Origin of the sequence: Azospirillum brasilense, assembly GCF_007827815.1 — a bacterium.
Lineage (GTDB): Bacteria > Pseudomonadota > Alphaproteobacteria > Azospirillales > Azospirillaceae > Azospirillum > Azospirillum brasilense_C.
In genome coordinates, this window is the sequence record NZ_VITH01000002.1 from 130,825 (window position 1) to 156,981 (window position 26,157).

A 26,157-nucleotide genomic window follows, 5' to 3' on the forward strand; every position below is an offset into this window, starting at 1 on the left:
CGCCCTGGTCACATTCTTGTCTGGGGAGTCCTCCCATGCTGCAGGCGAAGCCGCTTCGCTCATCCTCCACCGGCGCGCTGGCCGGCACGATCCGCGTGCCGGGCGACAAGTCGATTTCGCACCGGTCGCTGATGCTGGGCGCCGTGGCGGTGGGTGAAACCGTCATCCATGGCCTGCTGGAAGGGGAGGACGTGCTGAACACCGCCGCCGCCATGCGCCTGCTGGGCGCCCAGGCGGAGCGCGGCGGCGACGGCGTGTGGCGGGTGCGCGGCGTCGGTCTGGGGGGCTTGAGCGAGCCGGCGCAGGTGCTCGACATGGGCAACAGCGGCACGGCGGCGCGCCTGCTGATGGGTCTCGTCGCGTCGCACCCGATCACCTGCGTCTTCACCGGCGACGCCTCGCTGAACAAGCGCCCGATGGCCCGCGTGACCGGCCCGCTGGAGCAGATGGGCGCGCGCTTCGTCGGGCGGTCCGGCGGGCGGCTGCCGCTGGCGGTGGTCGGCAGCGACCGCACCGTGCCGATCACCTACCGCCTGCCGGTGGCCTCCGCCCAGGTGAAGTCGGCGATCATCCTCTGCGGCCTGAACACCGCCGGCACCACCACCGTGATCGAGGCGGAGCCGACCCGCGACCACACCGAGCTGATGCTGCGCCATTTCGGCGCCACCGTGACGACCGAGCGGATGGAGGACGGCGCGCTCGCCGTGTCCGTCGTCGGCCAGCCGGAGCTGACCGGGCGCGAGATCGTCGTGCCCGCCGACCCCAGCTCCGCCGCCTTCCCGGCGGTCGCGGCGCTGCTGCGCCCCGGCTCGGAGCTGCTGCTGCCGGGCGTCGGCATGAACCCGCGCCGCACCGGCCTCTACGACACGCTGGTCGAGATGGGCGCGAACATCGCCTTCGAGAACCGCCGCGACGAGGCGGGCGAGCCGGTGGCCGACCTGCGGGTGAAGCACGGCCCGCTCAAGGGCATCGTCGTCCCGGCGGACCGCGCGCCCAGCATGATCGACGAGTACCCGATCCTCGCCGCCGCCGCCGCCTGCGCGGAGGGCACCACCGTCATGCTCGGCCTCAAGGAGCTGCGCGTGAAGGAGAGCGACCGCCTCGCCATGGTCGCCGACGGGCTGACCAAGTGCGGCGTGAAGGTCGAGGTCGGGGCCGACGACAGCCTGACCGTCTACGGCACCGGCAAGCCGCCGCAGGGCGGCGCCACCGTCGCCACCGCCATGGACCACCGCATCGCCATGAGCTTCCTGGTGCTGGGCATGGCCACAGCCGAGCCGGTGCAGGTGGACGACGGCGCCTTCATCGACACCAGCTTCCCCGGCTTCGTCGATCTGATGAACGGGGTGGGCGCCAGGATTTCAATGGGTTGACGCTCGATTGCTGCGAGACGGGCAAGCCCCGCGGCCTTCGGCGCCGCGGGGCTTTCTTGTTTTGCGTGCATACATTTGAATTCGTGGATTTTTTTGTAGAGCTTCCCTGATATTTTGCTACCCTGATCGTTGTGGAGACGGACGGCGCCGTACACGAGGCGCGTGTCTCGGGGGGCGAAATGTCGAAAACGGGCTTCAGGCTGACCAGCCAGATCACCGTGGCTGGCGTGTTGCTGGCGATGGTGACGGCCTGTGCCGAGCGTGGCGCCGAGCGATTCGAGTTGCTGCGGAATGGCATATCGACAAGTTTCGAGCGGGAGCAGCTTGCCAAGACGAAGCAGGAAATAGAATTCTTTCTTTCCATCATCGACGGCCTGCAAGTCGAGAACAAGCTGTTCTTTACGGGGATGCCTTACAAGGCGGTCGGACCGGATGGAATGACCGTTGAAATATTGCCGGAGAAACCACCTGGAGGTGGCGCGGCGACTCCCGAGAGCCTTGAGCAAAGACGCGCCAAAGCGTTCATCGATCTCGGAATTCGCGAGGTCAACCGGCGCTGCGATAGTTTTTTCGACGCGCTGTCCCAAATGCAGAAAGACACGGCGGCGATCAAGAGCGGTGTGAATATAACCGGAACCGCCATTGCGGGGGTTCTCTCCGCCGTTCAGGCGTCGGCAAAGTCGATCGCGCTGGTCGCGCTTGGGACGGGCTTTACCGAAGAAGCCGTCGGCGTCGTCAAGAGTTCCGTGGTTTTTGCCCTGAACGCGGAGGATACCCAGGATCTTGTCAGGCGTTTTCAAGAAAAATATTTGAGGGAGAACAGTCTGTCGCCGAATCCGAGCACCATCGAGGCGATCAAATACGTCCAGGATTATGCCGTGATCTGCCTGCCGGCGACGATTTCCGGATATGTCGCCAAGGCCGTGCGCGCGGCAAACCCGACGACGTCGGACGGTGCCAAGGGCGAAGGCGGGGCTTCCGCAATGGAAACCGGCATCCGCGGCGCCATAGCGGCCTTGCTTGGGTACGCAAAGCCGCTCGATGACGATCAGGTCAAGGGGCTGTATTGGTTGCTTGTTCTTGATGAGGGCAAGGCGTCGGGCGCGGAGCGGGAGAGGATCGACGCGCTTCTCGGCGATCTTGCACCGAAAGTGAACAGTGCCGGCCCGAGCGCAAAAAGCCAGGCGAAGGGAATGTTGGTGTCGTTGGCCATCCATAGGCCCGCTCTTGAGGATCAGGCGTCGGCAGCCAAGGGGAGCGACGCTGAAAAAAGGAAAACGGAAGGTGCGGCGACTGTCCGGAGGCCCCAGATGTCTCTGCCGTCCACTCCCTCGCCTTCCGGCACCGTCCGGCAAGGGATCAGGCCATCGCTCAACGCGTTCCCCGACGTCGCACCCGGGCCACGGCCGTAGCGTGACGGTGCGGGATGGCTTGCGGGAGAGGGTGTGGTATCAGATGTTGCACTTCCCCATTCCCATCAATCGCGGACACAGCAAGCCCCCGTCATGCCTTCTCTCATCATCGCCATCGACGGCCCCGCCGCCGCGGGCAAGGGCACGCTGTCCAAGCGGATCGCCCAGGCTTACGGCTTCGCGCATCTCGACACCGGGGCGCTCTACCGCGCGGTCGGCGTCAGCGTCCTGCGCGCGGGCGGTGACCCGGCCGACGCGGAGGCCGCGGCGCAGGCCGCCCGCGCGCTGCGGCCGGACGACGGCATCCTGAACGACCCGGCCCTGCGCAACGACGAGGCGGCGCAGGCGGCCTCCAAGGTCGCCGCGGTGCCGGAGGTGCGGGCCGCCCTTCTCGATTTCCAGCGGGCGTTCGCCGCCACCCCGCCCGGCGGCGCGCCGGGGGCGGTGCTGGACGGGCGGGATGTCGGAACGGTCGTATGCCCGAACGCCGATGCCAAGCTGTTCGTTACCGCTTCGGTGGAGGTGCGGGCCGAACGGCGACTCAAGGAGTTGCGGGAACGCGGGATTCCGGCTATACCGTCCGATGTCCTGGAGGACATGAAGGCCCGTGACGCGCGCGACAGCCAGAGGACGGTAGCACCGCTCCTGCCGGCTGCCGACGCTTTTGTGCTTGATACCTCCGCCCTCGACGCCGACCAGGCGTTCGCAGCGGCGACCGCCTTTATCGGAACGAAAACCGGTTTCGGCTCCAAGGTCTGAGCATCAGGGTCCGGGCGCTTCGGCCCTCCAACGGAACATATGTCAACCAAGTCGCCGGGCGTGGTGCCCGGCGCGGTGGTCCCATCGGGGGCCGGCCCGTTTTGCCGCGGGACGGACCATGGCGGGATCGCTTTCGGCCAACCTTAGGAGTTTCAATGGCACAAGCTATGGCCCGGACCGGCGAGAAGGAAAGCTTTGCGGCTCTGCTCGAGGAGTCGCTCGGCACGGCCGAGTCCCTCGAAGGCTCGGTCGTCAAGGGCCGCGTCGTCTCCGTCGAGAACGACATGGTCACCATCGACGTCGGCCTGAAGTCGGAAGGCCGCGTCGCGCTGAAGGAATTCGCCGTTGCCGGCCAGCCGCCCGAGCTGAAGGCGGGCGACACCGTCGAGGTGTATCTGGAGCGCATGGAAGACAAGAACGGCGAAGCCGTTCTGTCGCGTGAGAAGGCCAAGCGCGAAGAGGCCTGGGCGCTGCTGGAGAAGTCCTTCCAGGACCAGACCCGCGTCACCGGCGTCATCTTCGGCCGCGTCAAGGGCGGCTTCACCGTCGACCTGTCGGGCGCCGTGGCGTTCCTGCCGGGTTCGCAGGTGGACATCCGTCCGGTCCGCGACATCTCCCCGCTGCTGGGCACCCCGCAGCCGTTCCAGATCCTGAAGATGGACCGCTCGCGCGGCAACATCGTCGTGTCGCGCCGCGCCGTTCTCGAAGAGAGCCGCGCCGAGGCCCGTTCGGAGCTGGTGGCCAACCTCAAGGAAGGCCAGGTTCTGCAGGGTGTGGTCAAGAACATCACCGACTACGGCGCGTTCGTGGATCTGGGTGGCGTCGACGGCCTGCTGCACGTCACCGACATCGCGTGGCGCCGCATCAACCACCCGTCCGAGGCCCTGCAGATCGGCCAGACCGTCACGGTCCAGGTCATCCGCTTCAACCCGGAGACCCAGCGCATCAGCCTCGGCATGAAGCAGCTGGAAGCCGATCCGTGGGAAGGCGTCGAAGCCAAGTACCCGGTCAGCTCGCGGTTCAAGGGTCGCGTCACCAACATCACCGACTACGGCGCCTTTGTGGAGCTGGAGCCGGGGATCGAGGGCCTGGTGCACGTCTCGGAGATGTCCTGGACGAAGAAGAACGTCCATCCGGGCAAGATCGTGTCGACGTCTCAGGAAGTCGAGGTCATGGTCCTGGACGTCGATCCGCAGAAGCGCCGCATCAGCCTGGGCCTCAAGCAGTGCCTGGACAACCCGTGGGAGACCTTCCTCGACAAGTTCGGCCCGGGCACGGAGCTGGAAGGCGAGGTCAAGAACATCACCGAGTTCGGTCTGTTCGTCGGTCTGCCGGGCGACATCGACGGCATGGTCCACATGTCCGACCTCGACTGGAACAAGTCGGGTGAAGAGGCCATCGCCGAGTACAAGAAGGGCGACCGCGTCAAGGTCAAGGTCCTGGACGTCGACGTCGAGAAGGAGCGCATCTCCCTCGGCATCAAGCAGCTCGCGAACGATCCGTTCGAGGCTGCCACGGCCGGCCTGAAGAAGAACGAGGTCGTCACCTGCACCGTCACCCAGGTCACCGATGGTGGCATCGAGGTCACGGTCGGCGAGGGCTACACCGGCTTCATCCGCAAGTCGGACCTGTCCCGCGACCGTTCGGAGCAGCGTCCGGACCGCTTCGCCGTCGGCGAGAAGGTCGACGCGAAGGTGACCCAGATCGACCGCGGCTCCCGCCGCATCTCGCTGTCCATCAAGGCCCGCGAGATGGAGGAGGAGAAGCAGGCGATGGCCGAGTACGGTTCGTCCGACTCGGGCGCCTCGCTGGGCGACATCCTGGGTGCGGCTCTGAAGCGCAAGCAGCAGAACGACGAGTAAGGCATGTCTCTCCCCCTCCCCTGCGCAAGCGGGGGAGGGTCGGGGAGGGGGCCCGCCTCTCGCACTTGGTTACGAAAAAGCCGCCGCGGTCATCCCGCGGCAGCTTTTTCCTTTTGACGCGCTTCATTATGGCGCGTCTGCCAGATAGCGATTTAGGAGAGCGTCCATTGCTTTGATTTTTTCAGCATTCCCCAGAGCATCTGTTTTTTCGCACATGATCTCTATCTCGGGAACATGGATGCCGTAGTAATTTTTGATTTGAATTGCCGAGGATAATATGGAAATCATTACATCGTAGCATATTTTTTCGAAACTCATGAATCTTTTGCAAATTTTCCTGATGAACTGTATTGATCCATCTTCAGTGTTCAGTGAAAATGGCAAGGATAGCTCTATTAATTTGCTTGATAAGTCTGAGTTCGAAACGGCTTTGCTGAGTATGGTGTCGGATATTTTGTTTGATGATTCTCTGTAATATGCACTGTATGCCGCTCTTCTCAGCACTGAAGAAGCCAATTCAATCCTCTTGCTATCATTTTCATCAGCATTGAGGGAAATATCCACCAAATTCAACAGGCTATCCAAGCAGCCTATCTTTAATATGCGAAAGGTCAGTGTATTGAATTCTCTATAATTTTCAGGGATGCTGGGGAAATTGTCAGAAATTATTATTGTTAACAAAGGAACCTCAGAAAATATATGATTTATGTCTTTCTCGTTGCAATTTTCTACCATAACGATTGCGCTCTGCAAAGCATAGCGCTCGATGCACGCATTGTACCCGCCGACGCTGATCACATTGCCGTTTTCGGTTTCCAGTAAGATGGAGCGGATGTATCCATCGTTAATTATTCCGCGAAACAGGCATTTGTGACAGTAAATCTTGTTGTCGTTTCGGTCAATAACCGTCACCATTCCTGTAACACTTGCACCGGAAATTCCCAGTGCTGAGTTGATAAATAAAATAGCTAGGCTTGTTTCAGCTCCCGTGAATCCGCACACAAGAACACGGCCGGGGGCGCATATGTTCGCTCCATAATATGCAATTTTTCTTGAATATCCATTAACAAAAGAAAAGAAGACATCAATTTTTGCAAGATCTGATGACGAAAATCCTTGGCTTCCATTCAATTTTGCTCGTAATGTTCTTTCGTCACAATTCAGGTATTCTGAAAGCTGTTTTTGGGTAATATTTCTTACGGACAATTCGGCGCGAATGGTGTCGCCGAGATACTTGCTCTTGACTGTGCTTGGTTTTCTTCCCCTATTGCTCGAGGTGCTCAGGATCATTTCTGAAATTCCTCCATTTTTATTCATTCTTGTGTCGCGGATAGGGGGTATGCGGCGCGCTGTAAGGCGACCTGTTCACAGATCGCCGTGTCGCTCCCCAGAAAAACCGGATGCCGAATTATAGCCCGGTTTGAGCTAAAAATCATCCTATCCCTCGGTAGTGAGGTGGACTATATAATTTGGTAATAAAAACAAGAAAAGCGAGTGTTTCTAAGGTCAGATACCGCTGTTTTGGTAAAAACAACCAACCATTTGAAATGGAGGAAAGATATGCTGGATATGCTCCTTTGCATTGCGTTCCTGTGGGTGTTTTTGATTGGGCCGATCCTCAAGATCAGACACGACCTGAACCGATAACGTAGCGCGGTTTAGCCAGCCTGAGAATATCGACATCGAACACCTGTTGGAGTGATAGGGCGGGCGTGGAGTATTCCGCCTGTCGGTCATCAGATGTGTGATTGGATATATCTATGGTTGGCTTTTGAGATGAATCGAGAGATGAGGAGACTGATATGGGACACAAAGCAGAGACCGCCTGGCCGGAGCACAAGGAGTCCTATTGCCCGCATTGCAGTAAGATAACGGAGCAGAAGAAAATCAAAGGAGATCTGAAATACAAATGCAAAGAGTGCGGAAACAAGGTGAGTTAGCGATACCGCTCTTGCGCTTCCCAAAAAGATGGGCGCAAAAGTGATGAGGGAACGGGAAAAATCTGGTCAAAGCCAGATGAGGACAAATGTGTAGGGTGGCAAAAGCTCTTCCGTCGATTGGCGGACAGGGCTTTTGTCATTGCTCGTGGCGTTTTTCTGATACGCTGTGGCCCCTCACCCCTCCTCGTCCTCCTTGATGAGGTCGCGGTAGGCGTGCCAGCTCGCGTGCCCGACCAGGGGCAGGGCGACGATCAGGCCCAGGAAGCCGGTCAGCAGCCCGGCGCCGGTCACCAGCACGATCAGCCCGGCCCACAGCGCCATGACCCGCGGGTTGCGCAGCACCGCCATGGCCGAGGCCAGCGCCGCGGCGAAGACGTCCACCGGGCGGTCCATCATCATCGGCAGTGCGGTGACGTTGGTGATGAAGGCGAAGGCGGCGAAGGCGAAGCCCAGCGCCGTGATGAAGACGGTGAAGACCAGACCGTCCAGGCTGAACATCTGCGCCACGAAATGATCGAGCGCGATGGCCTCGTGCGGGAAGAACAGGGCGAAGGCCACCACGTTCATCCGCGCCCAGATCATCACATAGAGCATCAGGATCAGGCCGGCGGTCAGGATGTGGTAAGGGTTGGCCCGCCACGCGGTCAGCGCCCGCCACAGGCTGGGCCGCCGCCCCTCCTCGACGTCCTTGGAGATCCGGTAGAGGCCGAGCGCCAGGAGCGGGGCGATCAGCAGGAAGGCGCCGATCATCGGCGCGATCAGATAGGCCATTCCCGCCAGGACCAGCCCGCCGGTCAGCGCGAATCCGATGGCGACGAACAGGGCGCCGTAGGCGAGGCTGACCCAGCCCGACGCCCGCAGGTCCGCCCAGCCCGCCCGCAGCCAGCCCAGCGCCTGCGCGGTGGTGACGGTGCGGACGCGGTCCGCGTAGGGCAGGCCGGCCAGCGGGTCGGCGGGGCCGGTGTGATGGGCGTGCGTCATGGCGAACCTCCAACCGCGTCCCTTCACCCGCATCCGGCGACCGGGACCGTTCCTACCATGTCATCGGAAATGGTGCCTTTAAAGGCAATCCGTAAGACGGATTAATCACATTTCGGTCCTTTTTCCCGGCGGCCGTCGGGCAAGCCGGAGCGTTGCCGGGAAAAGGGTTCCGCCAGAAAGGCTTAGCTTGACGGTCATCGGACCTGGTGGCACGCTTGCGCGCAGGTCAAGGAGCGCGGTGCAAGGGCGCTCGAACCGGGGGAAACGGAATCGCCATGACCAAATCAGAGCTGATTCAACGGCTCGCGGAGCGCAATCCGCATCTGTACCAGCGCGACATCGAAAAGATCGTCGGCACCATCTTCGACGAGATCTCCGAAGCGCTCGCCCGTGGGGACCGGGTGGAGCTGCGCGGGTTCGGCGCCTTCTCCGTCAAGCGCCGCGACGCCCGCACCGGCCGGAACCCGCGCACCGGCGAAGCGGTCGAGGTGGGTGAAAAGGCGATTCCGTTCTTCAAGACCGGAAAACAGTTGCGCGAGCGCTTGAACACCGACGAATGATGTCCGTTCATTGACAGCCCGTCGCTGAGTCGTCGGCCCGGACCCGGCCCCGCCCCGGCCCCCGATCATGGATACGAGGACCACACCCGTGCGTTTCATCGCCCTCATCATCGCCGTTCCCATCGCGCTGGCCGCGGTGCTGTTCGCCATTTCCAACCGTGGCCTGGTCACGCTGTCGCTCTGGCCGCTGCCCTTCACGCTGGAGGTTCCGGTCTACCTCGCCACGCTGGTGGCGCTGGTGATCGGCTTCCTGGCCGGCGGCGTCGTCGCCTGGAACGCCCAGCGCCGCTACCGCCGCCGCGCCCGCCGCTCCTCCGACCGCGTCTCCTACCTGGAGCGCGAGTTGAAGGAGACGCAGGCCCGCGCCGCCGCCGCGGAGAAGCGTCTGGCCGAGATGAACCGCCCGCTGTCCGGCACCGCCGGCCTGCCCGCGGTGACCGGGTCCGGCGCCGCCCTGCCGGCGACCACGGTCCACTGACCGCCCGCCGGTAACCCCTTCGGCCTCCCGTCCGGCCGGGGGGCGGGAGGGGGTTCCGCTTTGCCGGACCTGTGGAGGGAGCCGCCGATGCGCACCGTCACCGGAGCCGAGCTGAAGTCCGTCCTGCACTTCCGCATGCTGATCGAGCGCATGCGGCAGACCTTCCGCGCCGGGGTCGAGGTGCCGATGCGGCACCACCACACGGTCGAGACCTACGGCCAGAGCGACGGCACGCTGCTGCTGATGCCGGCGTGGCAGGTCAACCAGTCGATCGGCGTCAAGGTGGTCACCGTCTTCCCCGACAACGGGGCGAAGGATCTGCCGGCGGTGCAGGGCCTCTACCTGCTGATGGACGGCAAGACGGGGATGCCCCAGGCGGTTCTGGACGGCACCGCGCTCACCAAGCGGCGCACCGCGGCGGCCTCCGCGCTCGCCGCCTCCTACCTTGCGCGGCCCGACTCGGAGCGGCTGCTGATGGTCGGCACCGGGGCGCTGGCGCCCGAGCTGATCGAGGCCTTCGCCACCGTCCTGCCGATCAAGCATGTGTTGGTCTGGGGCCGCAGCCTGGAGAAGGCGAAGAAGGTGGCCAGCCGCTTCCACCGCCCGAAATTTCGCATCGAGGCCACGGCCGATCTGGAGGGGGCGGTGCGCGGCGCTCAGGTGATCTCCTGCGCCACGCTGGCGAAGGAACCGCTGATCCGTGGCGAGTGGCTTCAGCCGGGCGCCCATCTCGACCTCGTCGGCGGCTTCACCCCGGAGATGCGCGAGGCGGACGACGACTGCATCCGCCGTTCCCGCGTCTTCGTGGACACCCGCGAGGGGGCCTGCAAGGAGGCGGGCGACATCGTCCAGCCGATGAAGGCCGGCATCCTGACCGACGCGGACATCGCCGGCGACCTCTACGACCTGACCCGCGGCCAGCGCGCCGGGCGCCGCTTCTACGACCAGATCACCCTGTTCAAGTCGGTCGGCACCGCGCTGGAGGACCTCTGCGCGGCCCAGCTGGCGGTGGAGATGGTGATCCACAACGACACGATCCGCTGAGGCGTTTTTCCATCATGACTCTCCGCATCACCGTCGTCGGCGCCGGCATCATGGGGCTGTGCACCGCCTGGGCGCTGGCCCGCGCCGGGCACGAGGTCGCGGTCTTCGACCAGGGCCAGGTGCCCAACCCCTTCGGCAGCTCCGTCGACCAGCACCGGCTGTTCCGCCACGCCTACGGCGCCAGCGCCGGCTACGCCCGCATGGCCGACACCGCCGTCCAGGCGTGGGAGCGGCTGTGGACCGATCTGGGCGAGCGGCTGCTCATCCCAAGCGGCACGCTCTGCACCGCCTCGGCGGAGGACGGGCGGCGCTGGCTGGCCGACAGCGTCGCGGTTCTGGAGTCGCTGGGCCATCCCGTCCGCCGCCTGACCCCGGCGCAGATCGCCGCGGAGTTCCCGCTCGTCGACGCCAACGCCGTGGCAGAGGGGCTGCATCTGGAGTCGGGCGGCGTGCTGCTCGCCGGGCGCATCGTGGAACTGCTCAGCCACCATCTGAACGCGCTGGGGGTGACGGTCCACGCGCGTGCCCCCGTGACGGCCATCGACGCCGAGCGCGCCACCGTGACGCTCGCCGACCGCCGGACCATCGGCGCCGACGCGCTGGTGGTCGCCGCCGGGGCCTGGGTGACCAAGCTGCTGCCGGAGATGGCGGCGCGCCTGACCCCGTCGCGGCAGGTCGTGGCCTATCTGATGCCGCCGGAGGGGCTGCGCGGCGTCTGGGCCAAGGCGCCGATGCTGATCGACGCGGACGGGGAAAGCGGGGTCTACGTCGTTCCCCCGGTGGCCGGCACGACGATGAAGGCGGGCGACCACCGCTTCTCGTGCGTCGGCGACCCGGACACCGAGCGCGACCCCGATCCGGACGAGGCGCGCGACGTGCTGGACCGCGCCCGCCGGGTGCTGGCGGACGGCCACCGCTACAGCCTCGCCAACGCGGCGACCTGCTTCTACACGGTGACCGACGACGAGCGCTTCGTGGTCGAGCCGCTGTCCGCCCGCTGCTGGCTGATGAGCGCCTGCTCCGGCCACGGCTTCAAGTTCGCCCCGGCACTGGGCGAGGCGCTGGCGGGCGCCATAGCCGATCCGGCGCGGGCGTCCGCACTGCCGGATTGGGCCGCCGGGCGCTGAGCGCCCTCCCGGAACCGGCGGAACGGTGCGGCTCCACCCCTGTTGAGAGGGCAATCAGCCTGTGTTGGCTGAAGCCTTACCGACAGGGAGTGACGCATCCATGGCCGACGAACCTCGCAAAGTGGGTGTCTATGACACGGACGGCAACCGGACGGCCACGGGCGGTGCGGCCGGCTCCATGAACTGGTGGGTCATCGCGCTGGTCGTGCTGGTGATCCTCGCCCTCCTCTATTTCTTCCTCTGAGTCCGGACCGCGTCCGGATCGGACCAGCACAGGAGCGGGTTCATGAACAAGAAGACCATTGTCGCGCTGTATGACGACCTGTCCGGCGCCGAACGCGCGCTGAGCGAACTCGAAGCCGCCAATCTGCGGCAGGATTTCACCATGATGGGCGCCGACAGCGCGAAGCTGGGCTCCTCGGCCAGTCTGGCCACCGAGAACCGGCTGGAAAGCTGGCGCCACGCCGCCGATTTCGGGGAGGACCCGAATTTCGACGCCCGCGACCGCCGCGTCTCCATGCTGACCGGCATCGGCGTGACGCGGGAGGACGCTGACGTCTTCGCCGAGGGCGTGCGCCGCGGCGGTGTCCTGCTGGTCGGCCGGGTCGAGGAGTCGATGTGCGATTCCGCGCTGGCCGTCATGCAGCGCCACGGCTCGGTGAACATCCCCGGCCGGGCGCAGGGCTACCGCGAGGCCGGCTGGAGCGGCTATGACGCCGCCGCCGCCGATTACGACAGCGCCCAGGTCGCCGAGGAGCGCCGCCGCGCCGCCGCGGCCTCGCTGCGCGACGTCAATACACAGGGCGTCAACACGCAGGGCGCCAACCCGGCGGCGGGCGCTCCGGCGGCCACGCCGACGGTTACCCCAGCGGCGACTCCGACCGGGCGCGTCGACGTGAACCGCGACTGACGCGTTCAATCCCTCTCCCGTCCCGGGAGAGGGTGCCCGCGGAAGCGGGCGGGTGAGGGTACGGACGAGGATCCCGCGCTGATTCTTTGGCCGCACCCTCACCCTCCCACGCTGGCGCGTGGGGCCCTCCCTCTCCCGGGGCGGGAGAGGGCATCGAGCGCAACATCCCCCTCTCCGGCCCCGGAAGTCTGGTGATTGCCGCCGGCCCTTGTTAGGCTGCGCGCCATCACCATCGTCCAGGGTCCGGAGAGCCGTTTTTCCATGAGCACGCCCAGCATCGCGCCCGCCTCGCGCATCTTCTGCGCCGTCGACACGACCGACCTCGACACCGCCCGCGACCTCGGCCGGCGGATCGCGGGGGTGGTCGGCGGGATCAAGCTGGGGCTGGAGTTCTTCATCGCCCATGGTCCGGCGGGCATTCGTTCGGTGATTGGCGAGAATGGCCCGCCGCTGTTCCTCGACCTGAAGCTGCACGACATCCCCAACACGGTGGCGGGCGGCATCCGGGCGGCGCTGCCGCTGAAGCCCGCCTTCCTGACCATCCACACCTCCGGCGGCCCGGCGATGATGCGCGCGGCGGCGGACGCCGCGGCCAGCGCGGGTGCCAACCGTCCGAAGATCCTCGCCGTCACCGTGCTGACCAGCATGGACGCCGCCGACCTCCAGGCCGTCGGGCAGAGCGTCCCGGTGGCCGATCAGGTGAAGCGGCTGGCGCTGCTCGCCAAGGAGTCGGGGGTGGACGGCGTCGTCTGCTCCCCCGCCGAGGTGGCGCTGATCCGCGAGGCCTGCGGGCCGGACTTCATCCTGATGGTGCCGGGCATCCGCCCCGCCTGGGCCGCCGCCAACGACCAGAAGCGCGTCATGACCCCCGCCGAGGCGCTGGCCGCCGGGGCGGACCATCTGGTCATCGGCCGCCCGATCACCGGCGACGCCGATCCGGAAGCCGCCGCCCGCCGCATCGTTTCGGAACTGTAAGGACCCGCCCCCATGCCCGTCAGCGTCAAGATCTGCGGCCTCACCGAGCCCCTGTCGCTGCACGCCGCCGTGGCCGGCGGGGCGCGCTACGTCGGCTTCGTCTTCTACCCGCCGAGCCCCCGCTCCATCGCACCCTCCATGGCGGCGGAGCTGGCCCGGCTGGTCCCCACCGGCGTGCGCACGGTCGGGCTGTTCGTCGATCCGGAGAACGACTTCCTGGAGCATGTGGTCAGTCAGGTCCCCTTCGATCTGATCCAGCTCCACGGCAAGGAGACGCCGCGCCGCATCGCCGAGGTGAAGGCGGCCTTCAACATCCCGGTGATGAAGGCGATCAAGGTCGGCGGGCCCGAGGATCTGGCCGCCGCGCTGGAGGCCGCCGAGGTCGCCGACCGTTTGCTGTTCGACGCCAAGCCGCCGGCCAAGGTGTCGGCCCTGCCGGGCGGCAACGGCATCGCCTTCGACTGGACGCTGCTCGCCGGGCGGAGCTGGCCGAAGCCCTGGATGCTGTCCGGCGGGCTGAAGCCGGAGAACGCGGCGGAAGCCGTGCGAACCACCGGCGCCACAGCACTCGACGTGTCGTCGGGGGTGGAGGACCGTCCCGGCCACAAGGACCCGGAGCTGATCCGCCGCTTCCTCGACAGCGTGGCCGGGTTGTGACGCCGCGTCGCGGTGAGGCATTTGAATAAAATTTGATGGTGCCGCGGGGCTTTCCCTTTTGGCGGACGGGCACAACTTAATCGCACGACCGGGTTGCGGACCCGGGGTATGACTTCGTGCGATACTGTTGGCATCCATGGGCCGCGACCGGTGGATGTGTCCGAAGGGAAGCCGTGCAAGCCCGATGACCAACTCGTCCGACACACGCTCGCCATCCGACAGCCTCGGCCTCGTCCTCGACGAGCATCTGCGCTGGATCGGGCAATGGCACCGCGCGGTCTTCTTCCGCGGTGGACAGGGGGGCGAACGGGTGTCGGCGCCGGCCTCCTTCGCGGCGTGGTGCGTGGCGGTCAACGCCGACGATCTGGCCCACCAGCCCGCCGTGGAGAAGCTGGTCACCCTGCATGAGCAGATGCACCGCAAGGCCAAGCTGCTTCTGCTGAAGGCGGCCGGCGGCGAGAGCCCCAGCGAGGCCGATTACGAGGGGGTGATCGCCCGCTTCGAGGAGTTCGTCCTGCATCTGCGCCGGGTCGAGCGCGCCTTCGGGGCGGCGGCGAGCGGGCTGGACCCGCTGACCGGCCTGCGCACCCGCCGCGGCATGCAGGAGGCGCTGGAGCGCGAGCACAACCGTTTCCGCCGCAACGGCCCTGCCTTCTGCGTCGCCATCTGCGACATCGACCGCTTCAAGGGCATCAACGACACCTACGGCCACGACATCGGCGACCGCGTCCTGGCCGCCACCGCCGCCGCCATCAGCCGGGGCATCCGCAGCTTCGACGAGGCCTTCCGCATGGGCGGCGAGGAGTTCCTGATCTGCCTGAAGGAAACCGGCATCGCCGAGGGCTTCCGGGTCATCGAGCGGCTGCGCGGCGAGTTGGCGCGGACACCGGTGACGCTGCCGGACGGGCGGCGGATCGCGGTCACCGCCTCCTTCGGGCTGGTCGAGGCCGGTGAGGATCTGCCGGTGGAGGAGATGGTGGTCCACGCCGACCGCGCCCTTTATCAGGCGAAGAACAGCGGGCGCAACCGGGTGGTCCGCTACGGGGTCGATCAGCCGGAGGTTGTGTCGGGGCGGGCGGCGCTTCCCAACCGCCGCTGATTTTCATCTCCCGAGCGGTGCATCCGGCGGGATCGCTTAAGGGCGGCTTGGCCGAAGCGGGTCCGCCGGGTTAGGATCGGGGTCTAGACAGGCCGCGGCACGAGATCCATGCGCACCCACACCGAATTTCCCAATCTGTTCATCCTCGACCACCCGCTGATCCAGCACAAGCTGACGCTGATGCGGGCCAAGGAACGCTCCACCGGCGGTTTCCGCACCCTGCTGCGCGAGATTTCGCTGCTGATGGGCTATGAGATCACCCGCGACCTGCCTTTGACGACCGAGCGGATCGACACGCCGCTCCAGCCCATGGACGCGCCGGTCATCGCCGGCAAGAAGCTGGCCATCGTGCCGGTGCTGCGCGCCGGCCTCGGCATGGCCCAGGGCCTGCACGAGCTGGTGCCGTCGGCGCGCGAGGGGCACATCGGCCTTTACCGCGACCACGACACCAAGATGCCGCACGAGTATCTGGTGAAGCTGCCGGAGGCGGAGGGCCGCCTGTTCATCGTGGTGGACCCGATGCTGGCGACCGGCAATTCCGCGGTCCACGCCTGCGACGTGCTCAACCGCCACGGCGTGGACGACGAGAACATCCGCTTCATGGCGCTGGTCGCGGCGCCCGAGGGCATGCGCGTCTTCGCCGCCGCCCACCCGCGGGTGAAGGTCTTCACCGCCTCGCTCGACAGCCATCTGGACGAGAACGCCTACATCGTCCCCGGCCTGGGCGACGCGGGCGACCGCATGTTCGGCACCAAGTAACCACAAACAGTGGCCGCATCCCTGTCATACCGTCAGGGGAAAGGGATGCGGCATGTTGTCATTGCGAGTTATTCGCACAGTGTGAGACCATAGGGCTCCCGTTCGACACATCCCTATGGGCGCAACCGGCCTTGACGACGGACACCTTTCAAACCCCCGGCCCGACACCGGGCGGCCCGGTTCAGGCCGCCGGCTTCCATTCCTCCCTCTGGCAACGCATCGGTTTCAGCGGTTGGACGCTGGCGACGCTGGTGATCGCGGCGCTGGTCACCCTGCCGGTGCTGGCGGTGATCAGCCGGATCTTCGTGCCGACGGACGGGGTGTGGCAGCATCTGGTCGACACGGTGCTGGCGGAGTATCTGCTGAACACCGTGCGTCTCGTCTTCGGGGTGGGGGTGGGCACGCTGGTCATCGGGGTGGGCACCGCCTGGCTGGTCACCATGTGCCGGTTCCCCGGCAGCCGTACGCTGGAATGGGCGCTGCTGCTGCCGATGGCGGTGCCGGCCTATGTCATGGCCTACGTCTACACCGACCTGCTCCAGTTCGTCGGCCCGGTGCAGACCGCGCTGCGCGAGGTTTTCCACTGGTCGCGCCGGGATTACTGGTTTCCGGACATCCGTACGCTCGAAGGCGCGGCGTTGATGATGACGCTGGTGCTCTACCCGTACGTCTATCTGCTGTCGCGCGCCGCCTTTCTCGAACAGTCCGTCTGCGTGCTGGAGGTCAGCCGCACGCTCGGCCGCGGGCCGTGGCGCAGCTTCTTCACGGTGGCGCTGCCTCTGGCCCGCCCCAGCATCGTCGCCGGTCTGGCGCTGGTGCTGATGGAGGTGCTGGCCGATTTCGGCACCGTGCAGTATTTCGCCGTAAACACCTTCGTCACCGGCATCTACCGGACGTGGTTCGCCATGGGGCAGCCGGTGGCGGCGGCGCAGCTGGCCGCCGTGCTGATGATGTTCGTCCTGGTTCTGGTGCTGATGGAGCGCTGGTCGCGCCGTCAGGCCCGCTACCACCACACCACCACTCGCTACCGCCGCCTGCCCAAGCATGAGCTGAAGGGCTGGCGCGCCATCGCCGCCATGACGGCCTGCGGGCTGCCGCTGCTGCTCGGCTTCCTGCTGCCCGCCGGTCTGCTGGTTCGCATGGCGGTCACCGCCGGGGATCAGGCCTTCGGGCCGGTGTTCCTGACGCTGGCCCGCAACAGCTTCACACTGGCGGCGCTGGCCGCGGTGCTGGCGGTGTCGCTGGCGCTGGTCCTGGCCTACGGGCAGCGGCTGCGCCCGACGCCGCTGCTCAAGGGCGCGGTGCGCGTCGCCGCCATGGGCTACGCCATTCCCGGATCGGTGATCGCGGTCGGCGTGCTGATTCCCTTCGCCCATCTCGACAACGCCGTCGACGCCTTCATGCGCCAGACCTTCGGCGTGTCCACCGGCCTGCTGCTGAGCGGCACCATCGCGGCGGTGCTGTTCGCCTATCTGGTGCGCTTCCTGGCGGTGTCCTTCAACACGATCGAGGCCAGCCTGGGCAAGATCCGCCCGACGATGGACTTCGCCTCGCGCGTGCTCGGCCACACGGCGGGGCGGACGCTGATCCGGGTGCACGCGCCGATCATGTGGGGCAGCCTGCTGACCGCCGGCCTGCTGGTCTTCGTGGACGTGATGAAGGAGCTGCCGGCGACGATGATCGTGCGGCCCTTCAACTTCGACACGCTGGCCGTGCGCGTCTACACGCTGGCCTCCGACGAGCGGCTGACCGAGGCCGCCACCGGGGCGCTGGCCATCGTCGCGGTCGGCATCGTGCCGGTGATCCTGCTCAGCCTGTCCATCAGCCGCTCCCGCCCCGGCCAGACCGACGAGTGAGGCTGTTGCCCCCGCCGCAACAGTGTTGAGCGGCGCTGGGGCTTTATCCGGCGGTCCGGAAAGAATACCTCTCTCTCAGCGATGTAGCCCGAGGAGAGCGTCCGATGACCGCCGAAACCGTCCGTCCCGTCCTGACCGCCGTCGAAGGCATGGAAGCGTCCGACGGGGCCGGCGTGCGCATGACCCGCATGGTCGGCACGCCGCGCCTGCGCATGCTCGACCCCTTCCTGATGCTGGACTATTTCGGGTCCGACACGCCGCAGGACTATCTGGCCGGCTTCCCCGACCACCCGCACCGCGGTTTCGAGACGGTCACCTACATGCTGGCCGGCCGCATGCGCCATTGGGACAACCATGGCCACGAGGGCGTGATCGAGACCGGCGGCGTGCAGTGGATGACCGCCGGGCGCGGCGTGATCCATTCCGAGATGCCGGAGCAGACCGAAGGGTTGATGAAGGGCTTCCAGCTCTGGATCAACCTGCCGGCGCGGCTGAAGATGTCGGACCCCGCCTACCAGGAGTTCGCCGCCGACCGCATCCCGGTCGAGACGCGCGAGGACGGGACCACGGTGACGGTGATCGCCGGCACCACCGGCAACGGCACCGCCGGCCCGGTGCGCAGCGGTCCGACGGAGGCCCGCTATTTCGACGTCAGCCTGCCGGCGGGTGCCGCCTTCTCCGAGCCGGTGCCCGCCGGTCACGCGGCGGCGCTGGTGGTCTTCGAAGGATCGGTGGTGGCGCCCGGCAGCTCCGTCCGGCTGGGCGGGCCGCGGGTGCTGGTGCTGGGTGAGGGCGACCGGGCGGAGATCACCGCCGGCCCGTCCGGGGCGCGCTTCCTGCTGCTCTCCGGCCGGCCGCTCGGCGAGCCGGTGGCCTGGGGCGGCCCCTTCGTCATGAACAGCCGCGAGGAGGTGATGCAGGCCTACCGCGACTACGAAGAGGGCAAGTTCTAAATCCACAAACAAAAAGGGCGCGTCTCCACCGCTGGGACGCGCCCCTTCGCTACGCCGGACGGTGGCTTACTTCCAGCCGGCGCGATCCATGACCTTCAGAGCCTCGGCGTTGTTCTTGCCGTAGACGGCGGCGTTCAGCGGGTCTTCCTTGAACTTGCCCCAGGTCACCAGCACCGGCGCGGTCTCGGCCCCGGCGACGATCGGGTACTCGTAGTTCTTTTCCGTGAACATCTTCTGGGCCTCGGGGCTGACCAGATACTCCAGGAACTGGACGGCCTGCTCCTTGTTCGGCGCGTTCTTCATGACGCCGGCGCCGGAGACGTTCACGTGGGTGCCGCGGTCGCCCTGGTTGGGGAAGATCACGCCCAGCTTGTCCGCGATGGCCTTGTCCTCCGGCTTGGTGGAAGAGGCGATGCGGGCGAAGTAGTAGGTGTTGGTCACGGCCACGTCGCCTTCGTTGGCGGCCACGCCCTTGATCTGGTCGGTGTCGCCGCCCTGCGGCTTGCGCGCCATGTTGGCGACGACGCCCTTGGCCCACTCCTCGGTCGCCTTCTCGCCGTGGGCGGCGAGCAGCGAGCCGACGAGCGACTGGTTGTAGACGCTGGTCGAGGAGCGGACGAGGACGCGGTCCTTCCACTTCGGGTCGGCCAACTCCTCGTAGGTCTTGATCTCGTCCGGCTTCACCGAGGCCTTGTTGTAGACCAGGATGCGGGCGCGCTTGGAGATGCCGAACCAATGGCCCTCCGGCTCGCGCAGGTGGGCCGGGATGGCCTCCTCCATGACCTTGGAGCGGGTCGGCTGGAGCAGACCGGCCTCCTGGGCGCGCCACAGGCGGCCGGCGTCGACGGTGATGAACACGTCGGCGGGGCTGTTGCCGCCTTCGGTCTTCATCCGCTCGATCAGCTCTTCTTCCTTGCCCTCGATGACGTTGATCTTGATGCCGGTCTTCTTGGTGAAGGCGTCGTAGAGGTCCTTGTCCACATCGTAATGGCGCGCGGAGTAGATGTTCACCTCGGCGGCGCTGGCGAGACCGGTCATGGTCAGCAGCGTGGCGGCGAAGGTGGCGGCAAACACGCCGCGCGATCCGATGTGCATCCTCAGTGACTCCCGAATTCTTGTCGGTTCACGCCCGCAATTGCGAAGCGTTCTCATGAGCCGACTTGACCATTCGGGGGCCGGGGTGTCAAGCGGGAACGATAACCATTCTCAATATTCAAAAAGGATGCGGAGCGGAACGATCATCGCGGACTAAGACGCCAACCAAAGGTGTAAAGGCTTGTTCGTCTTTGGGGTATGCCTATAATCCGTTCGCGATGCCCGCCGTCGGGCGGGAGTGCGAGCGGCCGAACGGGACGACAGATGGGGAGCGTCAGGATGCGTTGGACAGGTCTCTTCGCTTTTGGTGCGGCGCTGCTGTCCGCGCTGGCCGCCGCGCCGGCCTCCGCCGTCGACTTCTCCAAGTCCGCCGCCGAGTACGGCCCGGAAGGCGCCTGGACCAGCCGCTGCGAGATCGACCGGATGACCGACACCAAGGTCTGCCGGCTGATGAACTACCGGCTGTTCGACGACGGCAAGGAGGTCGGCTTCGTGGCGCTGAGCGTCATCCCGACCGGCAACGATTACCATCTGTTCCTGACGACCAGCCAGGGCATGATCGACAACTGCGCCATCCGCGTCGACCGTCAGCCGCGCATCGAGACGCAGATCGCCACGCTCAACATGTGCATGTTCCCGAACTTCGTGTCGGGCCGCGTGGTCGACCAGTTCCGCAACGGTTCCACGGTGCTGGTCCGCGTGAACTTCCTGCGCGCCGGCAAGCGCGACATCGACTTCCCGCTGAACGGCTTCTCGCGCAATTTCGAAGAGATGCAGCGCAGCCTGCAGTGACCGGACGAACCGGACGGCATGCATGAAAAAACGGCGCGGAGTGATCCGCGCCGTTGTCGTTTGTGCTGTTGTCGTTTCCGGACCTGTTGTCGACCTCAGCGCCAGCCGTTGCGGCCCCGGCGGTCGTCCTCGTCGAACAGCTCGGCCAGCTTGTTCATCATGGTGCCGCCCAGCTGCTCGGCGTCCACGATGGTGACGGCGCGGCGGTAGTAGCGGGTCACGTCGTGGCCGATGCCGATGGCCACCAGCTCCACCGGCGAGCGGGTCTCGATGTACTCGATCACCTGCCGCAGATGCCGCTCCAGATAGTTGCCGGCGTTGACCGACAGGGTCGAATCGTCCACCGGCGCGCCGTCGGAGATCACCATCAGAATGCGCCGCTGTTCGGACCGGCCGATCAGGCGGTTGTGCGCCCACATCAGCGCCTCGCCGTCGATGTTCTCTTTCAGGATGCCTTCGCGCAGCATCAGGCCGAGGTTCTTGCGGGCGCGGCGCCAGGGCTGGTCGGCGTCCTTGTAGATGATGTGGCGCAGGTCGTTCAGGCGGCCGGGGTTGGCGGGCTTGCCCGAGGCGATCCAGTGCTCGCGCGCCTGTCCGCCCTTCCAGGCGCGGGTGGTGAAGCCCAGCACCTCCACCTTGACCGCGCAGCGCTCCAGCGTGCGGGCGAGGATGTCGGCGCTCATCGCGGCGATGGAGATCGGCCGCCCGCGCATCGAGCCGGAGTTGTCGATCAGCAGCGACACCACCGTGTCGCGGAAGTCCATCTCCTTCTCCTTCTTGAAGGAGAGGGGGAGGACCGGGTTCACCACGATGCGGGCGAGACGGGCGGCGTCGAGGATGCCGTCGTCCAGGTCGAACTCCCAGGAACGCTGCTGCTTGGCCAGGAGGCGGCGCTGCAGGCGGTTGGCCAGCTTGGAGATCACCCCCTGGAGATGGACCAGCTGCTGGTCCAGCATGTGGCGCAGCCGGGCCAGCTCCTCCGGGTCGCACAGCTCCGCGGCGTCGACCACCTCGTCGAACTGGGTGGTGAAGGGCTTGTAGGCGTTGGGGTCGGGCTCGTTGCGGCCGCGCGCTTCGGGGCGCCAGGGCTGGCCGGGGCCGGCGGGCTCCTCCGCCCCCTCGCCCTGGCCCATCTCGGTGTCGCCCTCCTCGCCGGTGCCCTCCTCGGCCTGCTCGCCCTGGTCGGACTCCTGCGTCTCCTGCGAGGTCATCGATTCGGCCTGGCTCTGGGTGTCGTCCTCACCCTGGGTCTGGCCCTTGTTCGGCTCGTTCTCGTTCTCGCCGGAGTCGCGCTCGTCCTCCTCCGGCTCCTGCGGCTCGTCGGGGTCGTTGCCGACCTCCATGTCCAGCTCGGTCAGCAGCTTGCGCACGGCGCGGGCGTAGGCGTCCTGGTCGGCCATGTGGCCGGCGAGCCCGTGCAGGTCCTTGCCCAGCCGCTCCTCGATCCAGCCGCGCCACAGGCTGACCGCGTGTTCGGCGGCGGGGGGCGGGGCGGCGCCGGTCATCGCCTCGCGGGCAATCAGGCGCAGCACCTCGGGCAGGGGGACTTGCTCGCGCTCCTCCAGCCGCTCGAAGCCCTGCTTGTGGTAGCGCTCGTCCAGCGCCGCTTCCAGGTTCGCGGCCACGCCGGGCATGTGGCTGGCGCCCAGCGCCTCGCAGCGGGCCTGCTCCAGCGCGTCGTAGGCGGCGCGGGCGCTGTCGCCCAGCGGCATGCGCTGGAGATGGACGGCGTTGTCGTGGAAGCGCAGCCGCAGCGACACGGCGTCCGCGGCGCCGCGCAGCGTCGCGACGTCGTGCGGGTTCAGGTCGCGCGCCGGGGTGGGGATGCGCACGCGCAGGCCGGCGACGCCGGGCGGCTCGGTGGAGAAGCCCACCTGCACGTCGGCCCGGCGGGAGAGGGCCCGCACCGCGGCGGCGGTGGAGCGCTTGAAGGCCTCGACGGGGTTTTCACGGTCGGTCATGGCGGGCTGTCAGCTCAAAATCTGGAATTCCGGCAGCCGGGCTGCCTTGCGGTCGAACGTCAGCGTGGTGGTGCAGCCGGCGTCCCGGTTGCGGAGGCCGAGCAGGGCGTCGGAAAAGTCGAAGCCCTGCCGGTGCAGGGCCGATGCGGCCCGCGCGGCCGTTTCGCTTTCCACCCGGATGTCCGCGTTGTCGAGGATGAGGTCCAGGATGCGCGCGATGGTCTCACGGTCCCGGCGCATGACGCCTTCCAGAACCCAGACGAACTCGCACAGGACGATGTCGCCGACGAGGCAAACCTCGCCGTCGGCGACCAGGGCGCGAACGGCGGTCCGCGCCTTGGCGGCTTGCTCCGGATCGTCCTCCACCACCAGCCGAAGCAGGACGTTGGTGTCCAATCCGATCACGACGTCCGGTCCTGTGGTCCGGCGTGCCGTTCCGCCATGCGCCGGCGGATCGCGTCGTCCATGTCTTCCTGGGACAGGGCGCGCTTGAACGTGCCCCCGCTGCCGATGAGATCGTCCAGACTGTGGGGGCGGGGTCTGACCAAGACGGTGCGGTCGTCGCGCAGGATCAACTCGACGCGGTCGCCGGGCTTCACGCCCAGCCGCTCGCGCAGATCCTGAGGCAACGCCAGCTCGCCGTTTGGTCCGACCTCGATGTACCCCATTGCCGGCCTTTCCCTCGGCTCGCCTTCCCGTCACACCAGGTTGGCCTGAACCCCCGTCTCCGGCAGTTCGGTGCCGAAGCAGCGCTGGTAGTATTCGGCGACGGTCGGCCGCTCCACCTCGTCGCACTTGTTCAGGAAGGTGATCCGGAACGCGAAGGCGATGTCGTTGAAGATGTTGGCGTTCTGCGCCCAGGTGATGACCGTGCGCGGGCTCATCACGGTGGAGATGTCGCCGTTGATAAAGCCGGCGCGGGTCAGGTCGGCCAGGCGCACCATCGACGCCACGGTCTTGCGGCCGGCCTCGCTGTCGTACTCCGGCACCTTGGAGGCGACGATCTTCACCTCGGCGTCCACCGGCAGGTAGTTCAGCGTCGCCACGATGTTCCAGCGGTCCATCTGACCCTGGTTGATCTGCTGCGTGCCGTGGTAGAGGCCGGTGGTGTCGCCCAGGCCGACGGTGTTCGCCGTGGCGAACAGGCGGAAGGCCGGGTGCGGGCGGATGACGCGGTTCTGGTCGAGCAGCGTCAGCTTGCCTTCCACCTCCAGCACGCGCTGGATCACGAACATCACGTCGGGACGGCCCGCGTCATACTCGTCGAAGACCAGCGCGCAGGCGTGCTGGAGCGCCCAGGGCAGGATGCCTTCGCGGTACTCCGTCACCTGGACGCCGTCGCGCAGGACGATGGCGTCCTTGCCCATCAGGTCGATGCGGCTGATGTGGCTGTCCAGGTTGATGCGGATGCAGGGCCAGTTCAGGCGCGCGGCCACCTGTTCGATGTGGGTGGACTTGCCGGTCCCATGATAGCCCTGGACCATGACGCGGCGGTTGTAGGCGAAGCCAGCCAGGATCGCGAGCGTCGTGTCGCGGTCGAAGCGGTAGGCTTCGTCGATGTCCGGCACATGCTCCGTGCGCTGGCTGAAGGCCGGCACCTGCATGTCGCTGTCGATGCCGAACACTTGACGCACCGACAGGGTGATGTCGGGAACGTGATCGAACAGGGCCGAGCTGGCCTGGGTGGCTCCTTGAGAAGGCATGGGAGGTTCTTATCGTTCCAACGTGTCTGTTGTCGGGGCCGCCCGGCCAATCTGGTCCGGCCAACCGTCGGGGTTACGCACCATAGCAGGCTTTCAGCGTGTTGTAGGCCTGATTGATCTCCTTCAACTTTTCTTCGGCCGCCTTGTCCCCGCCGTTGGCGTCGGGATGGTGGATTTTCACCAGCTCGCGGTAGCGCGCCTTGATGCGCGGGAAATCCACCGGCGGGGCGAGGTCGAGGACGACCAGCGCCTCCTCCTCCGCGTTGCGGGCGGCCTGGCGGCGCTGCTTGCTCTCCTCGGACTGGTCCTTTCCGGCCTCGCGCCCGAACTCGAAGCTGAAGCCGTGCATCGCCCGGTCGCGCAGGAACTTCTCCTGCACACCCCAGAAGCCGAGCGGCCAGCTCGGCCTCTGCCACGTGGTGTCGCGGCGGACCTCGGCCTCGATCTGCTCGGGCTTCATGCCGGCGTAATAGTCCCAGGCGCGGTTGTATTCGCGCACATGGTCCAGGCAGAACCAGTAGTAGTCGTTGAGCTGCCGGCGGCTCTTCGGCGCCCGGTACGCGCCCTCGCCGGCACAGCCCGGATGATCGCAGGCGCGCACGGCGGTGCGCGGCTGGTCATAGCGGCTGAAGTCGTAGCGGGTGCGTGGCTTGCTCATGTGCGAAGTATGGGAAGAGGCATCCTTTCTGGCAAGCGCACGCAAGGGGGCGGTGCCGACCTGCGGAAAATGGCCGGTCTGCGGCATTGGCGTCTTGACGGGAGCGGTGCCGCGCCGTCACCTCAATCCCAAACCCGACCCGGCCAGGACCACTGGCCCAAACCGAGCGAGGACCCCCATGGAATACGCCACCCGCATGCGCCGGAAGCTGACCGACGCGCTGGCTCCCGAGCGGCTCGACATCCAGGACGATTCCGGCCGTCACGCCGGCCACGGCGGCGCCCACCCGGAAGGCGAGACGCATTTCCACGTCACCATCGTCTCCGCCGCCTTCGCCGGGAAGTCGCGCGTGGAGCGTCAGCGGTTGGTCTATGGCCTGCTGGCCCAAGAAATGGCGGAGCGCGTTCACGCCCTCGGCCTGACCACGCTGACCCCCGAAGAGGCCCGCTGACAGCAACGCCGACAAGAACGCCCGCCCGCTGCCCGTGCAGCAAGGGAAAAGCGCCACCTGCAAATGCATACATACGCATGCAACTACTAGAGGTTCTTTTCAGTCTTCAAACATAATTGGAGTGCTGCCGTGGTTGCAATTCTCGCTGTATTTAGTAGAGTGCAGCGCATGCAACCAATCAATGCGCCGTGGGCGATGCACTTTTCGCGCGTCGTCCGGCGGGTTCGTGGAGAGGGCGGCGTATGGCGAAGCGCGGGCCGAAGAAGCGGTTAACAGTCAATCCCAACGCGTGTGTGGAACCGCTGAAGAGCATGAACATCATGATTGCCGGGCGCCGCACGAGCATGCGTCTGGAGCCGACCATGTGGGACGCTCTGGAGGACATCGCCCGCCGCGAGGGCCTGACGGTCAACGGCCTCTGCACGCTGATCAAGGACCGGCTGGACGAGCAGATCCGGCGGCGCGGCCCCGGTGGGGACAACGCGGAGGTCACCCTGACTTCGGCGGTCCGCGTCTTCATCGCGGCCTATTTCCGCCGGGCCTGCACCGAGGACGGCCACGTCAAGGCCGGGCATGGCGGGGGCGATCCCTTCGTCGGCACGCCCTTCGACCTGCCGCCGCTGGACGAGCTGGACCATTCGGAGAGCGGGGCCGGAACCACGGCGTCCGCTCTGCCGCCCGCGGCGAAGCCGATCGGGCCCAGCGAGACTTTGCGGTCCGCGCTGGACGCGTGACGGTTTGAACGGCCCGAT

General features: G+C 66.4%; 27 protein-coding genes and 1 pseudogene. 20 read left to right on the forward strand and 8 right to left on the reverse strand.

Annotated elements, in window-relative coordinates:
* Window positions 1-35: 35 nt before the first annotated feature.
* The 4 genes from aroA to rpsA all read left to right on the forward strand — a co-directional run bounded on the left by aroA (window position 36) and on the right by rpsA (window position 5,406).
* Complete coding sequence (aroA, locus tag FBZ83_RS04515) at window positions 36-1,373, forward strand: 3-phosphoshikimate 1-carboxyvinyltransferase (protein WP_145681283.1); 1,338 nt, start codon at window positions 36-38, stop codon at window positions 1,371-1,373.
* Window positions 1,374-1,552: 179 nt separating this feature from the next.
* The gene (locus tag FBZ83_RS04520; protein ID WP_145681284.1) at window positions 1,553-2,785 is read left to right on the forward strand and encodes a hypothetical protein; all 1,233 of its coding nucleotides are present in this window, start codon (window positions 1,553-1,555) and stop codon (window positions 2,783-2,785) included.
* A 93-nt stretch (window positions 2,786-2,878) separates the two neighbouring features.
* Complete coding sequence (gene cmk, locus FBZ83_RS04525; protein WP_145681285.1) at window positions 2,879-3,544, forward strand: (d)CMP kinase; 666 nt, start codon at window positions 2,879-2,881, stop codon at window positions 3,542-3,544.
* 155 nt (window positions 3,545-3,699) lie between these two features.
* A complete protein-coding gene (rpsA, locus tag FBZ83_RS04530; RefSeq protein ID WP_038525887.1) occupies window positions 3,700-5,406 on the forward strand; it encodes a 30S ribosomal protein S1 in 1,707 nt (568 codons plus the stop codon).
* A 126-nt stretch (window positions 5,407-5,532) separates the two neighbouring features.
* On the opposite strand, the gene FBZ83_RS04535 is transcribed toward rpsA, so the two are convergent.
* Complete coding sequence (locus FBZ83_RS04535; RefSeq protein WP_145681286.1) at window positions 5,533-6,696, reverse strand: hypothetical protein; 1,164 nt, start codon at window positions 6,694-6,696, stop codon at window positions 5,533-5,535.
* Window positions 6,697-7,205: 509 nt separating this feature from the next.
* Here FBZ83_RS04535 and FBZ83_RS32520 point away from each other — a divergent pair.
* Window positions 7,206-7,346: pseudogene (locus tag FBZ83_RS32520) on the forward strand (transposase); the annotation flags it as partial.
* A 174-nt stretch (window positions 7,347-7,520) separates the two neighbouring features.
* Here the strand turns inward: FBZ83_RS32520 and FBZ83_RS04545 are convergent.
* Window positions 7,521-8,327: a DUF2189 domain-containing protein gene (locus tag FBZ83_RS04545; RefSeq protein ID WP_145681288.1), complete on the reverse strand. Its 807-nt coding sequence runs from the start codon at window positions 8,325-8,327 to the stop codon at window positions 7,521-7,523.
* Window positions 8,328-8,602: 275 nt separating this feature from the next.
* On the opposite strand from FBZ83_RS04545, the gene ihfB reads away from it, so the two are divergent.
* The 12 genes from ihfB to FBZ83_RS04600 all read left to right on the forward strand — a co-directional run bounded on the left by ihfB (window position 8,603) and on the right by FBZ83_RS04600 (window position 18,745).
* On the forward strand, window positions 8,603-8,887 hold the full coding sequence (gene ihfB / locus FBZ83_RS04550) for an integration host factor subunit beta (RefSeq protein ID WP_014239239.1): 285 nt from the start codon (window positions 8,603-8,605) through the stop codon (window positions 8,885-8,887).
* 88 nt (window positions 8,888-8,975) lie between these two features.
* Window positions 8,976-9,365, forward strand: coding sequence for a lipopolysaccharide assembly protein LapA domain-containing protein (locus FBZ83_RS04555; RefSeq protein ID WP_035671079.1), 390 nt, complete (start codon window positions 8,976-8,978; stop codon window positions 9,363-9,365).
* An 87-nt stretch (window positions 9,366-9,452) separates the two neighbouring features.
* The gene (locus FBZ83_RS04560) at window positions 9,453-10,409 is read left to right on the forward strand and encodes an ornithine cyclodeaminase family protein (protein WP_014239241.1); all 957 of its coding nucleotides are present in this window, start codon (window positions 9,453-9,455) and stop codon (window positions 10,407-10,409) included.
* Window positions 10,410-10,423: 14 nt separating this feature from the next.
* The gene (locus tag FBZ83_RS04565; protein ID WP_145681289.1) at window positions 10,424-11,536 is read left to right on the forward strand and encodes an NAD(P)/FAD-dependent oxidoreductase; all 1,113 of its coding nucleotides are present in this window, start codon (window positions 10,424-10,426) and stop codon (window positions 11,534-11,536) included.
* Between the two features lie 100 nt (window positions 11,537-11,636).
* Complete coding sequence (locus FBZ83_RS31335) at window positions 11,637-11,780, forward strand: hypothetical protein (RefSeq protein WP_162801180.1); 144 nt, start codon at window positions 11,637-11,639, stop codon at window positions 11,778-11,780.
* Window positions 11,781-11,822: 42 nt separating this feature from the next.
* The gene (locus FBZ83_RS04570) at window positions 11,823-12,446 is read left to right on the forward strand and encodes a hypothetical protein (RefSeq protein ID WP_145681290.1); all 624 of its coding nucleotides are present in this window, start codon (window positions 11,823-11,825) and stop codon (window positions 12,444-12,446) included.
* Window positions 12,447-12,707: 261 nt separating this feature from the next.
* Window positions 12,708-13,421, forward strand: coding sequence for an orotidine-5'-phosphate decarboxylase (gene pyrF, locus FBZ83_RS04575; protein ID WP_145681291.1), 714 nt, complete (start codon window positions 12,708-12,710; stop codon window positions 13,419-13,421).
* A gap of 12 nt (window positions 13,422-13,433) precedes the next feature.
* Entirely contained in the window at window positions 13,434-14,078 is a 645-nt protein-coding gene (locus tag FBZ83_RS04580) for a phosphoribosylanthranilate isomerase (RefSeq protein ID WP_109138558.1), read from the forward strand.
* Window positions 14,079-14,262: 184 nt separating this feature from the next.
* On the forward strand, window positions 14,263-15,177 hold the full coding sequence (locus FBZ83_RS04585) for a diguanylate cyclase (protein WP_145681292.1): 915 nt from the start codon (window positions 14,263-14,265) through the stop codon (window positions 15,175-15,177).
* A gap of 108 nt (window positions 15,178-15,285) precedes the next feature.
* Window positions 15,286-15,936: a uracil phosphoribosyltransferase gene (upp, locus tag FBZ83_RS04590; RefSeq protein ID WP_014239248.1), complete on the forward strand. Its 651-nt coding sequence runs from the start codon at window positions 15,286-15,288 to the stop codon at window positions 15,934-15,936.
* A 131-nt stretch (window positions 15,937-16,067) separates the two neighbouring features.
* Window positions 16,068-17,792: an ABC transporter permease gene (locus tag FBZ83_RS04595; protein ID WP_145681293.1), complete on the forward strand. Its 1,725-nt coding sequence runs from the start codon at window positions 16,068-16,070 to the stop codon at window positions 17,790-17,792.
* A gap of 104 nt (window positions 17,793-17,896) precedes the next feature.
* On the forward strand, window positions 17,897-18,745 hold the full coding sequence (locus FBZ83_RS04600; protein WP_145681294.1) for a pirin family protein: 849 nt from the start codon (window positions 17,897-17,899) through the stop codon (window positions 18,743-18,745).
* Window positions 18,746-18,811: 66 nt separating this feature from the next.
* Here the strand turns inward: FBZ83_RS04600 and FBZ83_RS04605 are convergent, their stop codons facing one another.
* Window positions 18,812-19,840 carry a Fe(3+) ABC transporter substrate-binding protein gene (locus FBZ83_RS04605; RefSeq protein WP_145681295.1) on the reverse strand — a complete coding sequence of 343 codons (1,029 nt, stop codon included), beginning with the start codon at window positions 19,838-19,840 and terminating at the stop codon, window positions 18,812-18,814.
* A 279-nt stretch (window positions 19,841-20,119) separates the two neighbouring features.
* Between FBZ83_RS04605 and FBZ83_RS04610 the strand changes: the two genes are divergently transcribed.
* The gene (locus tag FBZ83_RS04610) at window positions 20,120-20,632 is read left to right on the forward strand and encodes an invasion associated locus B family protein (protein WP_145681296.1); all 513 of its coding nucleotides are present in this window, start codon (window positions 20,120-20,122) and stop codon (window positions 20,630-20,632) included.
* A gap of 95 nt (window positions 20,633-20,727) precedes the next feature.
* On the opposite strand, the gene cobT is transcribed toward FBZ83_RS04610, so the two are convergent.
* From cobT to FBZ83_RS04635, 5 genes are all read right to left on the reverse strand, one after another.
* Window positions 20,728-22,593, reverse strand: a complete 1,866-nt coding sequence (cobT, locus tag FBZ83_RS04615; protein WP_145681297.1) for a cobaltochelatase subunit CobT — start codon at window positions 22,591-22,593, stop codon at window positions 20,728-20,730.
* Between the two features lie 9 nt (window positions 22,594-22,602).
* Window positions 22,603-22,998 carry a type II toxin-antitoxin system VapC family toxin gene (locus FBZ83_RS04620; protein WP_145681298.1) on the reverse strand — a complete coding sequence of 132 codons (396 nt, stop codon included), beginning with the start codon at window positions 22,996-22,998 and terminating at the stop codon, window positions 22,603-22,605.
* Window positions 22,995-23,261 carry an AbrB/MazE/SpoVT family DNA-binding domain-containing protein gene (locus tag FBZ83_RS04625; protein WP_145681299.1) on the reverse strand — a complete coding sequence of 89 codons (267 nt, stop codon included), beginning with the start codon at window positions 23,259-23,261 and terminating at the stop codon, window positions 22,995-22,997. The genes FBZ83_RS04620 and FBZ83_RS04625 overlap by 4 nt, the downstream gene beginning before the upstream one ends.
* A gap of 30 nt (window positions 23,262-23,291) precedes the next feature.
* A complete protein-coding gene (cobS, locus tag FBZ83_RS04630; protein WP_014239256.1) occupies window positions 23,292-24,296 on the reverse strand; it encodes a cobaltochelatase subunit CobS in 1,005 nt (334 codons plus the stop codon).
* A gap of 73 nt (window positions 24,297-24,369) precedes the next feature.
* Entirely contained in the window at window positions 24,370-24,954 is a 585-nt protein-coding gene (locus tag FBZ83_RS04635; RefSeq protein ID WP_035671119.1) for a J domain-containing protein, read from the reverse strand.
* Window positions 24,955-25,132: 178 nt separating this feature from the next.
* On the opposite strand from FBZ83_RS04635, the gene FBZ83_RS04640 reads away from it, so the two are divergent.
* Window positions 25,133-25,405: a BolA family protein gene (locus FBZ83_RS04640; RefSeq protein WP_014239259.1), complete on the forward strand. Its 273-nt coding sequence runs from the start codon at window positions 25,133-25,135 to the stop codon at window positions 25,403-25,405.
* Between the two features lie 311 nt (window positions 25,406-25,716).
* A complete protein-coding gene (locus FBZ83_RS04645) occupies window positions 25,717-26,139 on the forward strand; it encodes a ribbon-helix-helix domain-containing protein (RefSeq protein WP_247888144.1) in 423 nt (140 codons plus the stop codon).
* The last annotated feature ends 18 nt before the right edge of the window (window positions 26,140-26,157 follow it).

What these genes read in the sequence shown, in the direction of transcription:
- aroA (WP_145681283.1), top strand. Translation starts at nt 36, where the DNA reads ATGCTGCAGGCGAAGCCGCTTCGCTCATCCTCCACCGGCGCGCTGGCC.
- FBZ83_RS04520 (WP_145681284.1), top strand. Translation starts at nt 1,553, where the DNA reads ATGTCGAAAACGGGCTTCAGGCTGACCAGCCAGATCACCGTGGCTGGC.
- cmk (WP_145681285.1), top strand. Translation starts at nt 2,879, where the DNA reads ATGCCTTCTCTCATCATCGCCATCGACGGCCCCGCCGCCGCGGGCAAG.
- rpsA (WP_038525887.1), top strand. Translation starts at nt 3,700, where the DNA reads ATGGCACAAGCTATGGCCCGGACCGGCGAGAAGGAAAGCTTTGCGGCT.
- FBZ83_RS04535 (WP_145681286.1), bottom strand. Translation starts at nt 6,696, where the DNA reads ATGATCCTGAGCACCTCGAGCAATAGGGGAAGAAAACCAAGCACAGTC.
- FBZ83_RS04545 (WP_145681288.1), bottom strand. Translation starts at nt 8,327, where the DNA reads ATGACGCACGCCCATCACACCGGCCCCGCCGACCCGCTGGCCGGCCTG.
- ihfB (WP_014239239.1), top strand. Translation starts at nt 8,603, where the DNA reads ATGACCAAATCAGAGCTGATTCAACGGCTCGCGGAGCGCAATCCGCAT.
- FBZ83_RS04560 (WP_014239241.1), top strand. Translation starts at nt 9,453, where the DNA reads ATGCGCACCGTCACCGGAGCCGAGCTGAAGTCCGTCCTGCACTTCCGC.
- FBZ83_RS04565 (WP_145681289.1), top strand. Translation starts at nt 10,424, where the DNA reads ATGACTCTCCGCATCACCGTCGTCGGCGCCGGCATCATGGGGCTGTGC.
- FBZ83_RS31335 (WP_162801180.1), top strand. Translation starts at nt 11,637, where the DNA reads ATGGCCGACGAACCTCGCAAAGTGGGTGTCTATGACACGGACGGCAAC.
- FBZ83_RS04570 (WP_145681290.1), top strand. Translation starts at nt 11,823, where the DNA reads ATGAACAAGAAGACCATTGTCGCGCTGTATGACGACCTGTCCGGCGCC.
- pyrF (WP_145681291.1), top strand. Translation starts at nt 12,708, where the DNA reads ATGAGCACGCCCAGCATCGCGCCCGCCTCGCGCATCTTCTGCGCCGTC.
- FBZ83_RS04580 (WP_109138558.1), top strand. Translation starts at nt 13,434, where the DNA reads ATGCCCGTCAGCGTCAAGATCTGCGGCCTCACCGAGCCCCTGTCGCTG.
- FBZ83_RS04585 (WP_145681292.1), top strand. Translation starts at nt 14,263, where the DNA reads ATGACCAACTCGTCCGACACACGCTCGCCATCCGACAGCCTCGGCCTC.
- upp (WP_014239248.1), top strand. Translation starts at nt 15,286, where the DNA reads ATGCGCACCCACACCGAATTTCCCAATCTGTTCATCCTCGACCACCCG.
- FBZ83_RS04600 (WP_145681294.1), top strand. Translation starts at nt 17,897, where the DNA reads ATGACCGCCGAAACCGTCCGTCCCGTCCTGACCGCCGTCGAAGGCATG.
- FBZ83_RS04605 (WP_145681295.1), bottom strand. Translation starts at nt 19,840, where the DNA reads ATGCACATCGGATCGCGCGGCGTGTTTGCCGCCACCTTCGCCGCCACG.
- FBZ83_RS04610 (WP_145681296.1), top strand. Translation starts at nt 20,120, where the DNA reads ATGCGTTGGACAGGTCTCTTCGCTTTTGGTGCGGCGCTGCTGTCCGCG.
- cobT (WP_145681297.1), bottom strand. Translation starts at nt 22,593, where the DNA reads ATGACCGACCGTGAAAACCCCGTCGAGGCCTTCAAGCGCTCCACCGCC.
- FBZ83_RS04625 (WP_145681299.1), bottom strand. Translation starts at nt 23,261, where the DNA reads ATGGGGTACATCGAGGTCGGACCAAACGGCGAGCTGGCGTTGCCTCAG.
- cobS (WP_014239256.1), bottom strand. Translation starts at nt 24,296, where the DNA reads ATGCCTTCTCAAGGAGCCACCCAGGCCAGCTCGGCCCTGTTCGATCAC.
- FBZ83_RS04635 (WP_035671119.1), bottom strand. Translation starts at nt 24,954, where the DNA reads ATGAGCAAGCCACGCACCCGCTACGACTTCAGCCGCTATGACCAGCCG.
- FBZ83_RS04640 (WP_014239259.1), top strand. Translation starts at nt 25,133, where the DNA reads ATGGAATACGCCACCCGCATGCGCCGGAAGCTGACCGACGCGCTGGCT.
- FBZ83_RS04645 (WP_247888144.1), top strand. Translation starts at nt 25,717, where the DNA reads ATGAACATCATGATTGCCGGGCGCCGCACGAGCATGCGTCTGGAGCCG.